This is a genomic window from Nocardia sp. NPDC056952, assembly GCF_042674185.1.
GTDB lineage: Bacteria > Actinomycetota > Actinomycetes > Mycobacteriales > Mycobacteriaceae > Nocardia.
Genome location: NZ_JBHURA010000010.1, coordinates 82813 through 96123 on the forward strand (window position 1 = coordinate 82813; position 13311 = coordinate 96123).

At 64.3% G+C, this 13311-nt stretch carries 10 protein-coding genes; 7 read left to right on the top strand and 3 right to left on the bottom strand.

Annotated elements, in window-relative coordinates; all coding sequences use genetic code 11:
- The first annotated feature begins 101 nt into the window (after window positions 1-101).
- From ACFTS5_RS27750 to ACFTS5_RS27765, 4 genes are all read left to right on the top strand, one after another.
- Window positions 102-1121 carry a hypothetical protein gene (locus tag ACFTS5_RS27750; protein WP_378636537.1) on the top strand — a complete coding sequence of 340 codons (1020 nt, stop codon included), beginning with the start codon at window positions 102-104 and terminating at the stop codon, window positions 1119-1121.
- Window positions 1122-1128: 7 nt separating this feature from the next.
- Window positions 1129-3372 (top strand): hypothetical protein, encoded by a 2244-nt coding sequence (locus tag ACFTS5_RS27755; protein WP_378636538.1) that lies wholly within the window; start codon window positions 1129-1131, stop codon window positions 3370-3372.
- A 781-nt stretch (window positions 3373-4153) separates the two neighbouring features.
- Window positions 4154-5107, top strand: a complete 954-nt coding sequence (locus tag ACFTS5_RS27760) for a hypothetical protein (RefSeq protein ID WP_378636541.1) — start codon at window positions 4154-4156, stop codon at window positions 5105-5107.
- Window positions 5108-5173: 66 nt separating this feature from the next.
- Complete coding sequence (locus ACFTS5_RS27765) at window positions 5174-5746, top strand: hypothetical protein (RefSeq protein WP_378636543.1); 573 nt, start codon at window positions 5174-5176, stop codon at window positions 5744-5746.
- Here the strand turns inward: ACFTS5_RS27765 and ACFTS5_RS27770 are convergent, their stop codons facing one another.
- On the bottom strand, window positions 5747-7246 hold the full coding sequence (locus ACFTS5_RS27770; protein WP_378636546.1) for a caspase domain-containing protein: 1500 nt from the start codon (window positions 7244-7246) through the stop codon (window positions 5747-5749).
- Window positions 7247-7322: 76 nt separating this feature from the next.
- Here ACFTS5_RS27770 and ACFTS5_RS27775 point away from each other — a divergent pair, with 76 nt between their 5' ends.
- Window positions 7323-7679, top strand: a complete 357-nt coding sequence (locus ACFTS5_RS27775; protein WP_378636549.1) for a hypothetical protein — start codon at window positions 7323-7325, stop codon at window positions 7677-7679.
- 48 nt (window positions 7680-7727) lie between these two features.
- Here ACFTS5_RS27775 and asnB read toward each other — a convergent pair whose 3' ends face one another.
- Window positions 7728-9671 carry an asparagine synthase (glutamine-hydrolyzing) gene (gene asnB / locus ACFTS5_RS27780; protein ID WP_378636815.1) on the bottom strand — a complete coding sequence of 648 codons (1944 nt, stop codon included), beginning with the start codon at window positions 9669-9671 and terminating at the stop codon, window positions 7728-7730.
- Window positions 9672-10152: 481 nt separating this feature from the next.
- On the opposite strand from asnB, the gene ACFTS5_RS27785 reads away from it, so the two are divergent.
- Window positions 10153-11142 (top strand): cytochrome c oxidase subunit II, encoded by a 990-nt coding sequence (locus ACFTS5_RS27785; RefSeq protein ID WP_378636817.1) that lies wholly within the window; start codon window positions 10153-10155, stop codon window positions 11140-11142.
- Between the two features lie 10 nt (window positions 11143-11152).
- Complete coding sequence (locus tag ACFTS5_RS27790; RefSeq protein ID WP_056816603.1) at window positions 11153-11569, top strand: cytochrome c oxidase subunit 4; 417 nt, start codon at window positions 11153-11155, stop codon at window positions 11567-11569.
- A gap of 137 nt (window positions 11570-11706) precedes the next feature.
- Here the strand turns inward: ACFTS5_RS27790 and ACFTS5_RS27795 are convergent, their stop codons facing one another.
- Window positions 11707-13200: an MFS transporter gene (locus tag ACFTS5_RS27795; protein ID WP_378636551.1), complete on the bottom strand. Its 1494-nt coding sequence runs from the start codon at window positions 13198-13200 to the stop codon at window positions 11707-11709.
- Window positions 13201-13311: the final 111 nt, after the last annotated feature.

A 13311-nucleotide genomic window follows, 5' to 3' on the forward strand; every position in this document is an offset into this window, starting at 1 on the left:
ATACCGTCACCTGCCCCTACTGCTTTGTGAAGACAGCTCGGCGCGCAATTCAATTTCGTTGCCGTGGACAATCTTTCGGTCAGCGAGGGTGTGCGGGCGCAGTGGACGAGACGTTGGCTGCTTTCTCCCACGGCAAACGTGAGTCGCTCGGTCCGGTGTTCTCGGCGGACGGTAGGCGCTCCTTGGCCGAATGCCCTACGTGCGCACTGGAATCGACGCACCGGCTGTGTCCGCATTGCCACAGCCAACTTCCCGAGGCCTATCTGGCCGCGGACAGCCGGATCGTCGCGATGGTAGGTGCGAAAGGTGCAGGCAAGAGCACCTACATCGCAGTGCTCGTCCACGAGTTGAAGAACCGTATCGGCGGCGAGTTCGATCTGTCACTGACCAACTGCGACGATGTGACGGCCGAACGCTACGAGAACGACTTCCGGCGCGCGCTCTACAGTGACAACCAGCTCCTACCCGCCACACGTTCGGCGACGACGACGATGAACCGGCCGCTGATCTACAAACTCACGCGGGGCAAAGGTAACCCGACCAGGGGCAAGCACCCGGCCATGACGCTGGTGTTGTTCGACAACGCGGGCGAGGATTTCGCGACCGAGTCACAGGTCGGCCGAACGCTGGCCGACTACCTCGCGGCCGCCGACGCCATGATCTACCTGGTGGATCCGGACGCGGCGTCGACCTCGGCCGAGACCGACGTGATCCGGCGGGTCACCGACCACCTGCGCGCCCGTGCAGGTGCAAAAGCTGGTGCGCGCCTGGCTATCCCGATGGCTGTTGCACTAACCAAGGTGGATTCGCTGCGGGCGCAGTTGCCGGGAAACTCGGTGCTGATGCGGCCCCGCCCCGCGTCGAGTGGCCGACACAACCGCGCCGATCGCATCGCGGTTCACGAGGAGATCCGAAGTCTGCTCGAACAGCGGGGCGCCGACGGACTCGATCGTTTCCTGGAACACAACTACCGTCGCTACAACCTGTTCGGTCTGTCGGCACTGGGCAACGTCCCCGATGACGCCACAGTGCACGCGGCCGGGATTCAGCCACATCGCGCGGAGGACCCGATGCTGTGGTTGCTGCACGAATTCGGCATGGTCGCGTCGATCAAGGGGTGAGTCGGACATGGTCAAACAGCTGCAGTATTCATCGGTGGCGCAGGGGATGTCCGGCTACGCGGGCTTCCAGTACGTCGCGTCGAGTCCGGACGCCGGAGTCGACGAACAGCAGATCCTGGCGCCGTACATGTCGTATCGGCCGCCGCTGGACGCGCCGACCCAACCTGCCGACTATGAGTTGGCTCGGTTCCCGGTCTCGCTGACCTATGCCCGAGTCGGCGCGAATTTTGTGATCGCCCAGTCGTGCTATCTCGGACGTGACTACTCCGGCCGGTACGGCAACTACCTCAGCCACGGACTGATCGCCACCGAGCAGGAGCTGGAGGGCTTACGCCCGATTGAGCTGTGGGGCTCCCCGACCTGGCCGACCCGCGTCGCGGCGCAGTCGGAGCTCGCATCATTGGACGTCGTCGAATCCGGTGGCGTGCTCGATCCTGTTCGGGTACAGCAGTTTCTTGCCAGTAGGGGCGACAGCGGCTATCGCCTGCTGGGTGCTCTCCTGGGAGCGATCTGCCAGAACGAGGGCGCGGGTGGCGAGTCGATCGTGCTGACCGCGAACGACAGTGACGACGTCGCTCGGTACATCGCCGCCCTGAGCTATTCGCTGCCCACTTCGGTCGTCACCGAGCTGAGCTTCACCACCTACTCCGGCGAGCCGGTCATCGCACATCAGCGATTGGTGGGGACGACCCCTGCGGTGTGGGAGTCCACGCGGCCGCGCGGGATGGTCTTCCATCTCGACAAGCCCGGCCCGACTACCGCGGATGAGTACCGGCGCTACGTCCAGATCGTGGTTGATGCTTGGCGCGTCGGCGATTTCGATCGGCTCGACGAGGTCGTCGAGACTGCCGAAGTGGTCGGTGAGATCGATGCCGCCGGCGCGGTATGTTCCTTCGCTCATGGCGTAGTGCTCGACCCCTCGGAGCTGGAGATCCTGGCGGGTTGTTTGCATCGGGCCGGACCGCTGTTGCCTGATTCCGCGTGGACGGCGCTGGATGCGGCGATGTCGACGGTGCGTCTGCAGGTCGCGCTCCGGCTCTACACGGCGGCCGATGTGGAGCGTCGACCCCGACTCGAATCGGGCGTCCGGCAAGCCGTCGACAATGAGATCCGGCGCACCGCGAGTTTCACCGATCTGGTCGAGGTGCTCACCACCAGTGCGGACGCGGGTATCTCGGGCGAATATCAAGCGATCGTCGCCGCTGCTCGTCGTGCCGCTCACGCCGATCCGACGGCGATCGTCGGGTCGATCGACCGGTGTCCAGCCACTGTTCGGCCGGCGCTGATCGACGGCGCGTGCAGGGCGATCGCCGCCGCCGACTGGCAAGTGCGCGATCACGCTTTGACCGATGACCTGTGCACGCGGTTGTCGGTCGGTGGCGTGCGGGTTCCCGAGGTGGTTGGGCTCTATCTGCAGGCTCGGCGTTCTCGTGAAGCACCCTATGTCGGAACCGAATTCCTGGCAGAACTCGCCGCCAGGCGCGAAGCGGGGACCCTGGTCGACGGGGAACTCGCCCGCCTGATCAGCCGATTGTGGCGAGGTCGCGTCGCCGATCCCAGATGGTGCGCCGATCTTGTCGCCGTGTTCGGGTGCACCGTGGTGTTCGGCACCGAGATCGCGGCGGTGCTGGACCGCACTATCCACGACACCGACACACAATGGCGATCTCGTGCTGAACTAGGGGCCATTGTCCTCACCAAGATCGCTGAGGAGCAGCCGCGGCCGACCCGCATGTTGACCAGCTTCGAAGACCACTCGAGGTTCATCATCGATGTCGACGGTGTGCTCAAAGCTGTCGGTGCCAACCGCAGTCCAGTCGACCACCTCCGTGCGGCCTATCAAGCCAGGCGGCGCAGCTCCGAACAGCTGATCGCCCAGGGGGTCTGGCTGCTGGCACGGGCATTCGTCGACTACGTACCCGAGGTGCAGGCGGAACTGCTCGATCTTGCTCCTGCGTGGCATGTACAGCTGGTCGGCCGCTGGATCGACGGCGATGATCACCCACGGCCCCCAGCAGACGTCGTCGAGCTGGTCCTTCAGGTCCGCAGGCTCAAGTTCCGCAGTGCCGAGCTCGAGCAGATCCTGCGTGTCCGGGTACGGGGAAAAGCCGAACGACGTGTGGTTCTCGCAGAACTGCGGCGGCGCGACCCGAGCCTGGAAAGGGAACTCCTCGAGTTCATCAGCGGTCCGGATTCGTCCGGCATCGGCGCGAAGTTCGCTGCATGGAAGGGAAGGTCCGGTCGTGAATGACGGCGACGGCTTTGCCCTGGTCTTCGCTCTGCTTGCCGTCGGCTTGGTCGTTGGGTTTTTCGTACTGCAGGTGATGGCAGTGCCGGTGGTGGCAGCGGTGGTCACGGCGCTGGCCACGGCGCTGACGCTGTATCACTACGGAATTGCTGCGTGGGCGGTGTTCAGCGATCGCACGCTTCAGTTCGTCGAACAGCCCGGCATACCGGACCCCGATGTCGCCGATGCTCCCGATCCAGCGCACCAGGCCTACTTGGCAGGGCAGTTCCATCGGGATACGTGGCGGGTGTTCACCCGGACGTGCTCGGTGTACGCGGCCCTGGTGAATCGGCTCTTCCAATGGGCCAAGGCCCACTCGGGGGGAGTCGTCATCGTACTGCCGACGGCGTTTGCAGTATCGGTCGGGCTGGCGATCGGACCTGTGCTGGCTCTGGCGACGGTGGCCTCGATCACCTTCGTTTGTGCGGTGGTGGCGACTGCAGTGTGGGGCGCGATCGGACTGGGATTGGCAGGTATAGAACGGATCACCGCGCTGTGGCGTGGCGTGCGGCAATTGTGCCCGCACGCTGGGTGCTATCGACGGATCATGTTGCCCGCGTATCGGTGTCCCGCGTGTCAGCAGATGCACCGGCGGCTCAGTCCGAACCGGCTCGGGGTGTTCAGTCACGATTGTCGATGTGGCATGCCGCTGCCTACGACGATCTTGCGTGGTCGACACGGACTTGCGGCAGTGTGTCCGCATTGTGTTCGTGATCTACCAGCCCGGATCGGGCGGGTTCCAGTCGTGAACATTCCGATTGTCGGTGGAATCGCGGCAGGTAAGAGCACGTTTGTCCACCTGTCGCTGATGGCACTCGACACCAAACTTGGTGAGCGTGCGATGACGTTCGCGATGTCAGACCAGCACGTGCAGTTCCAGACCGGGGTCGAACTGATCCAGGGCGGCGCGCGGCTGCACAAGACGCTGCCGGACAGGCTGCCGGACGGACTGATGGTGGATGTTTCCACCGGCGGACGTGGAGATCGGATTCTCTACCTCTACGACCCTGCCGGGGAGTGGTACACGTCAGGGGATCGCAGCGATTCTCAAACCTATCTAGACCACGCCACCGGATTGGTCGTTGTCGTCGATCCGATGGCGCTGGACACCGTGGTGCAATCACTCGACGACGAGCAGCGTGCGAGGGTGCACTCAGCGCTGGGTGGAGGAGTCATTGCGATCAGCGTCGCCGCGGATGCGGTGGTCGGACGATTGTTGGCCACTCTGCGTGCGCGGGGGAAACTCCGGCGGATCCGGCGGGTCGCGGTAGTGGTGAGTAAAGCGGACGCACTCGTCGGCTCGGCGATCGGTCGGGACCTGGGCAGTGGCGCCGATGGGCCGCCGTCTCAGCTGGCTGTGCGCACGTGGCTCGAGACCGCGGAATGGGGTGACAGCGTCCGCGCCCTGGAGCAGCACGTCGGCGCGGTCCGGTTCTATCGATCCGGATTCGATATGACGCCGAAAGACTTGGCCGAGCCCCTGCAGTGGGTCGGTGGTCTCGGCACGTCGGGCATTGCCCGTGATGCGGTGAACCCCGAGGTGCGAGATACCAGCCGCCGTGAGCTCGGCGCGCCTCGCGGGTTCCGGGTCGGCCGCGTAGCGGCACGGGCACACAGCCTGGTCGCGGCCACCCTCACGCTTCTCGTGCTCGGCGCGGCCACCGCTGGATTGATCATCGGCGTATTTCCCGGTGGGTGAGTTCACGGGGCGGCCCCGAACACCGCGTACACCAGCGAGATCGAATGAGAAAAGGGAGATCCGGTAATGCCCGAGGGGCTGATCGACCTGTGGCGTGAATTCCGCACCGCGATAGCGGCTATCGCGTTGCTGATGTTCGTGGCAGCCGCGGTGATCCTCACCGAGTGGGTATGGCATTGGGAACCTCAGTGGCTGTTGTCTGTTGCCATCGGGTTGTTGACACTGACATCTATCGCCGCGTCGCTGATACCCGCTCTCGTCCTGATCAGAGATGCCCACCCGCTGCGTTGGGTAGCAATTTATCTGATGACGGCAGGAATGATCGGTTACCTGGTAATGGCCGAGGTGACTTTGCCGACTCCGTGGGCCTCGGCTGTGCGGATCGCCGCGACGGCCCAATTTATAGTCGGTGGTGTTGTCTTGGTGGTCGATGAGGGACTCAATGTCGGGAAGATCGAGAAACAAGGTCCGGTAGCTACCATTCTGTGGACCATTGTTTCCACCATGCAGAACAAGCTCGGCGCCGATTCGATCGGACGCGGCTCGCCCGATTCCCAATTGATCGCGCCGGTCGGCCATCAGCTCACATCGCTGATGGCTCGCGAGGATCGGGTATTTCAGCTGCTACCTCCGCCGTGATCAAGCCAATCCGAATTCGCGCTGAATTCTGCTCCGGATTTCGGTGTCCAGGCTCTGGTCGCGTAGCATTCCGATGGCGACTTTTACGCCGATATCATCCTGGCGATGCATATCGATCAGTTGTTTCACTGCCTTTATTCGGTGATCGTACGAGATTCCAATAACGGCCATCATGACTGCCATCACCAAGCCCCAGAGTAGTTCGGGGTCGGCGAACAGGTCGGAGACATCCCACCCGCGCGTCCAACGCATATTTGATGAATAGACATCAGCAAGCAGTATCCGCAATCGATCCCAAGCGAACTTTCCCATCGTCGGTCCAACCATCTCGTCCAAGACGCCGACGGCATAACTTTCGCCGACAACGCGGCCCAGTTCGGCCGCGATGCGAATTCGGAGCAGGATTTCGAGTGACCCGTTCCGGCCCAGCGAAATCAAGTCGTGCCGCGCGGCATTGTTGGTCGTGCTTTTGGTGGACAATTCGAACAGTGCCGCAATTCGCACATTCAGATCGTTGTGCCTGTCGATCACCATCTGCCGCAGCACCCAGGTGGGGGCCTGGCGAGTGCTGACAGATATGTCCATGATCTGGTCGTTATGGTCTGCCGATTTACGCAGGTAGGTCAGCGATTCCTGTGCGAGATACTGCTCAGGGCCGGGTGCTTCGGCGAGCCGCTGTAGGTAGCCGAGGACGGCCGCTCTGGTCTTGTGATCGTCGCTCTGCAGTCCGCGCTGGATCTGTGGCGGAAGTTCGGGGTGGACGCCGAATCCTCGTGCGTTGCGCGCGATGACGATCTTGCCGACCGACTCGTCGCGGTGTACCGGTTTCTGTCCCGGAGCATTGAGCGAAAGCCATTCATGGACGAACTGATACAGTTCGGCTGTGTCGACTAATCCGTCACCGCCCCGATCGGCGTCACCGGTCGACAGTCCGGCGATAAGAGCTTGGGTGAAATACGAGACAATCTCGGTATTTCCGCCTGCGAGTGGTTCGAAGGCGTGCGTCCCGGTCGTCGCGGTGATCACCACCCGTCCTTCCCCGCCGGCAACGAGTGCGGAATCCAGGTTGAAACCGCCCTCTGCCTTGGTGGAGAAGTACGCGCCCGAGTAGCAGCAATCCAGGAGCACGATCACCGATTTCGCGCGGCTCAGATCGACTTGAGTTTTCAGTACCTGTGCCGATAGTGCGCCGCTTCGGTAGAAGTCGGCTTCGATATCCGTCATCGGAAAATGCAGCATTTCGTCCTCGGTCAGTATTCCGTGCCCCGAGATATAGATGAGGATCGTGTCGTGCTCCGTGGCGGAAAGTAGTCGGTCCTCGATTGCAGTGCTGACTTCCCGGAGCGGGCGATTGACAAGCGGTGTAACTCGAAAGCCTCCGATCCGGGGATCCGACAGTAAGGTGCCGAATTGCTCGACATCATTTGCGGGAGCGAGTAGGCGATCCAGATTTCGAGCGTGCGGATAATCCTCGGTACCCACCATGATGGCGTATCGCACGGCGCAGCCCTCCTTGTTCGAGTCGGATCAACGATACGTCGGGCAGGGCATCGCAGCGACCGCTACAGTCGGCATCGTGGGAGTCGTAGAGATAACGGTGGCCGGTGGAAGTATCGAGCGACGGGCGAAGGACTGCAGAAATTTTCTGGGGTCGCTCCCCGCACAGCTGCGGGCGTCGGTCGATCCGATTTACGCGCCGGTGCCGCCTGGTGCTAAAGCCGATATCGGGCTGATAATCGGACTGGTCGTGGCACTGGGTGGCCCGGCGGTCGCGAAGCAACTGGCCCTTGCGGTCCGTGAATGGGTACAGCGAAGCCGTCACCACGAGATCGTGATGACGGACGGCGACCGGTCGCTCAAACTGAGCGGTGGGGCATCGGCCGCCGAGAACGCTGCAGCGATCGAGCTGTTCTTTCGCGACCGTCGCCTCTGACCGGAAACATTGTTATGCCGCGTCGCCACGTAACGCGAGGTGCTGGTCCTACAGCGAGACCGGGTAGACCGGTTCCTGGATCTCGGGCTTGATGCGGTCCTCGACGAAGATGCCGTGCCAGACCATGAAGACAAGGACGGTCCAGAGGCGGCGGCTGTGGTCGGAGATGCCCGCTTTGTGGTCGCGGAGCATCTGGAGGACGGCCGGCTTGTGCAGCAGGTGGTCGGTCTGGGACTCGGCGATCTGGGTTTCGGCCCAGTCGTAGAGTTCGGTGCCGCGCAGCCAGTGGCGCAGCGGGACCGGGAAGCCGAGCTTGGCGCGGTGCAGGACGTGGTCGGGGACGATGCCGTCCAAGGCCTGGCGCAGCGCGTACTTCGAGGTTTCCTTGGTGATCTTCTGGTCGAACGGGATGCCCTCGGCGACGCGCATGACCTCGTTGTCCAGGAACGGCACGCGCAGTTCCAGGGAGTTGCCCATGGTCATCTTGTCGGCCTTGACCAGGATGTCGCCGCGCAGCCAGGTGAACAGGTCCAGGTGCTGCATGCGTGCGACCGGGTCCCAGCCCGCGGACTGGGCGTAGATCGGCGCGGTGACGTCCTGGTGGGTCCACTCGGGACGGAAGTCGCGCAGGACCGCGCGCAGCTGGGCGTCGTTGAAGCTGCGGGCATTGCCGTAGTAGCGGTCCTCGAGGCTGAGCGAGCCGCGCTGCAGCAGCGACTTGCCGCGCTTACCGTCGGGGATCTTGTCACCGAGCTTGCCGAGCAGCTTGCGAGCACCGGCGGGCAGATATTCGAAGGGCTTGAGCGACAACGGTTCCCGGTAGATCGTGTAGCCGCCGAACAGCTCGTCGGCGCCCTCGCCGGAGAGCACGACCTTGACGTGCTTGCGGGCTTCCTTGGCCACGAAGTACAGCGGGACCAGGGCCGGGTCGGCGACCGGATCGTCGAGATACCAGACGATCTCGGGGATCGCGGCGGCGAATTCGGCGGGGGAGACCACCTTGACGATGTGGCGGGCGCCGATCAGCTCGGCGCTCTCGGCGGCGACGTCGACCTCGGAGTAGCCCTCGCGCTCGAACCCGGTGGTGAAGGTGATCAGCTTCGGGTTGTGGCGCATCGCCAGCGCGGCGATGGCGGTGGAGTCGATGCCGCCCGACAGGAACGAGCCGACGGTGACATCGGCGCGCATGTGCTTGGCGACCGAGTCCTCCAGGGCGGCGGCGATCTCGGCGTAGCGGGCCTTCTCCGAGCCCGCGACGAACGGGCGAACCCGGAAGTCGGGGCGGAAATAGCGGGTGACAACCGGCTCCTGGCCGACCTTCACCGTGGCGTAGTTGCCGGACTCGAGGCGACGGATGTTGCGGTGCAGCGACTCGGGCTCGGGCACGTACTGCAGCACCGTGTAGTGCTCGAGCGCGCGCGGGTCGAGCTCGTCGGACAGGTCCAGCGGGCTCAGCAGTTCGAGCAGGCTCTTCTTCTCGCTGGCGAAGGCGGTGCCGCCGGGGCCGGTCGCGATGAACAGCGGCTTGATGCCGAACGGATCGCGCGCGAGGAACAGTTCCGAGGTCTCGGTGTCCCAGATCGCGAACGCGAACATGCCACGCAGCTTGCGCACGGCCTCGGGGCCCCAGAAGTGGAAGGCGGCCACGATGGCCTCGCCGTCACCGTCGGTCGCGAAGATCTTGCCCTCGGGGAATTCGGCGCCGTGCTCGGCGGCCAGCTGCTCGCGCAGCTCGAGGTAGTTGTAGATCTCGCCGTTGAAGGTCATCGCGTAGCGCTGCGGGTTGTCCGCCGGGCCCCAGCGCAGTGGCTGGTGCGAGTGCTCGATATCGATGATGGACAGGCGGTTGAACCCGAAGATCATGTGATCGTCGTGCCAGGTGCCCTTCTCGTCCGGGCCACGATGCCGCTGGCAGTGCAGCGCGTCGTACACCTGATCGACCACCGCGGTCGTCGCGGAATCAGCTGTCAGGAATCCGAGCAGTCCGCACACGGTGTCGCCCAACCTTCTCTCGTTCGATGATGGGTGGCCACAACGGGCCGAAACGCTGTGTCCGAGTATGCCGCACGCCTGCCCGACACGCCGCGCTCGCCCGCTCGCGCGGGGTGCGTAGCCACCAGACGGGGGTCAAACCGCAGGTCGCGATGTTCGGTGCGGTCACGGCGGAGTGTCGAAAGTGACCCCGCGACAAGACAGTGCCCGCTTTGGTCTACGCTGCGTAGTACTCAGGTCCTTCTCAGGTGTGCAGGCGTCACAGCGGCAATACTTCGGGACGGCCTGAAACTGCTTTGAAGAGGTGTCGAACGGGCGAATCGCCGCCCGGACGACGCAATGTGTCGGAATGTGTGGCGACCAGGAAGGCGTGAGCGTGGCGCACAAGGCGAGCGAAGAGATCGGGGCACGACCCGAGAAGGGTCGGCAGGGCCGGATCCTTCGGCGGGCCGGGCTGGCGGTGTCCTTGGGGATCACCGCGATGCTCGTCTCGGGCTGCTCGATCGACAATGTTTGGCTCCGGTTCGGCTGGCCATCGGGTATCACCCCGCAGGCCACCCGCATGCGTGAGCTGTGGACCTGGTCGGTGCTGGCCGCGCTCGCCATGGGCGTGCTGGTCTGGGGTCTGACCTTCTGGACGATCATCTTCCACCGCAAGCGCAAGAACTCCCCGGAGTTCCCGCGTCAGACCGGCTACAACGTGTCGCTGGAACTGACCTACACGGCGATCCCGTTCGTGATCATCGCGGTGCTGTTCTACTTCACCGTGGTCGTGCAGAACTACGTGCACGAGAAGACCGACAACCCGGATGTCACCGTCGACGTGACCGCCTTCCAGTGGAACTGGAAGTTCGGCTACCGCAACATCAACAACGTCGGCGGTCTCACCTGGAACGGCATCGACACGGAGAAGGAGCTGCTGAACGAAGAGCAGCTCGCCGAATACCGTGAGCTGAAGAACGACAAGGGTCACCCGCAGCCGGGCCCCCTGCACGGCAAGCCGGCCAACGACATCCTCTCGTACCTGCACTACGACAAGGTCGAGACCTTCGGCTCCAGCGAAGAGGTTCCGGTCCTGGTGCTGCCGACCGGTAAGCGCATCGAGTTCCAGCTCGCCGCCGCCGACGTGATCCACGCCTTCTGGGTGCCGGAGTTCATGTTCAAGCGCGACGTGATGCCGAACCCGAAGGAAAACCAGTCCGACAACGTCTTCCAGATCTCCGAGATCGAGAAGGAAGGCGCGTTCGTCGGCCGCTGCGCCGAGATGTGCGGCACCTACCACTCGATGATGAACTTCGAGGTCCGCGCGGTCTCGCCGGAGAAGTACGCCAAGTACATGCAGGCGCGCATCGACGGCAAGACCAACGGTGAGGCGCTGGCATCGATCGGCGAGTCGCCGGTGGCCACCTCCACGTACCCCTTCAACACCAAGCGTGATGCCAAGAGCGCTTCGGTGAACGAGAGCAAGTGAGGATTCTGATATGAGGATCGAAGCGCGGATCTTCGAACTGCTCACGGCGTTCTTCATCCTGGTGGGCATCGTCTACGGCTTCTTCACCGCCCAGTCGCGCACCGGCATCGAGTGGGCGGGCACCACCGCGATCGTGCTGACCGCGGGTCTGTCGCTGATCATCGGCACCTACTTCCGGTTCGTCGCGCGTCGCATCGACCTGCGGCCCGAGGACTACGAAGAGGCCGAGATCGTCGACGGCGCCGGTGACCTGGGCTTCTTCTCGCCCGGTAGCTTCTGGCCCATCCTCCTGGCGGGCGCCGGTTCGGTGACCGCGCTGGGTCTGGCGTTCTTCCAGTTCTGGCTGATCGGCCTCGGCGTGGTGCTCGTGCTCGCCGCCGCCGCCGGCCTGGTCTTCGAGTACTACCTGGGTGCCGAGAAGCACTGATCCAGCAGGAAAACGGTCGTCGCGACGCCCTCAGCCGAGGGAGTCGCGGCGACCGTTTTCGTTGTCGGAGGGTGTGTGCGCCGAGAACGACAGAGCCGGTCGTGCGAGCGCACGACCGGCTCTGGGCATCGAATGCCTCAGTGCGCGAACACCAGTCCTTCCTCCGGTCCTTCCACCGCGCGCGGAGCGGACAGCTGCACGATCCGGCGGGGCAGCGCCGCCGCGACCACCGCGCCGACGAACGCGGTCGCGCCACCGATCAGGAAGGCGATCGTGAAGCCGCGGTCCAGATAGAACACCGCGCCCTGCGTCATCTCCGGCGGGATCGGCGCGATGTAGGAGTTGTTCATGATCGTGAACGCGATGACCGGCAGGACGGCGGGGAACACGCTCTGCGAGACGCCGACGATGCTCGCGGTGCCCGCCTGCAACTGCGGCGGCACGGCCTCGATCAGCAGATTCGGGATCGCGGCGTAGGCCATGCCCATGCCCGTGCCGAAGATGCCCGCGAAGACGATCAGCAGAGGCTTGCTGTCGTGCACGGCGGCGGTCAGCACGAATCCGACGGCCATCAGCAGCATGCCGCAGGTCATCAGGATGCGGGGGCGCACGTCGCGGCGGCCGACGAGCACACCTACGAGCACACCGCCGACCACCACCATCAGCCCCACCGGCGCCTGGAAGATCGCGAAACCCTCCGCGGTGACGCCGAATCCGTAGTCGAGCCCGAACACGGCCGGTGTCATGGCCATCATCGGCAGCAGGATGGTGAACAGGCCACTGGCGCCGTAGCAGAGTCCGGCGCCGATCGTGGTGAGCAGCACCGAACGGCGGCCGAGCACGTCGAGGTCGATCAGCGGCTCCCGGATCATTCGCGCGCTCGCCAGCCAGGCCAGCAGCAGCACGACACCACCGAAGAGGTACGCCATGGTCGTACTGTCACGCCAGCCCCAGGTCGGCCCGAAGCTGACCGCGATGAGGATGCCGGCGATGCCGCCGCCGAGCAGAAACGCTCCGAGCGGGTCGATCCGTGAGCGCAGCCGCACCGACGACTCGGCCGTCGTGAAGAAGATCAGCGCGCCCAGTACGGCGAGACCGATGACGAAGAACCAGAAGATGCTGCGGAATCCGTGGTTGTCGATCAGCCACCCGGTGAGGAACGGCGCGGGAATCGCGATCAACCCCATGCCGCTGGTCGCGATGCTGACCGCCAGCGCGATCGTCTTCGCCGGGAACACGTCCCGGATCAGCGAGTAGCTCAGGAACAGGCAAGGGATGAGCAGGCCGGTCAGCGCACGGCCCGCGATCAGGACCGCGTAGCTGCCCGCGATCGCCGACAGCAGCGATCCCGCCGCTGCCACGGTCACGCAACCGAGCAGGGCTTTGCGCTTGCCGTACATGTCCGCCAGCTTGCCGATCAGCGGCGCGGTGACGGCGCCGACCAGCAGGAACGACGTCAGCAGCCAGGCGCCCTGGGTGGTCTGGTAGTGCGCGGCGATCGACGGTAGCGCCGTCGAGATCATCATGTAGCTCACCGCCAGCATCTCCAGCAGGAGCACGATCGAGGCGAGCGAGAAGATCAGGCGTGGGGTCCAGCGGTCCACGGCGGGTGTCGGAGTGGGAGCGACCATCAGAGGTCCTTTCGAGGATGGGGCCCGCATCCGACGAACGATCGGAATGCGTAACCGACATCACACTTTCTCCGGGTGAGCCGTAGAGCCGACTATCCCATCCACTGGGAG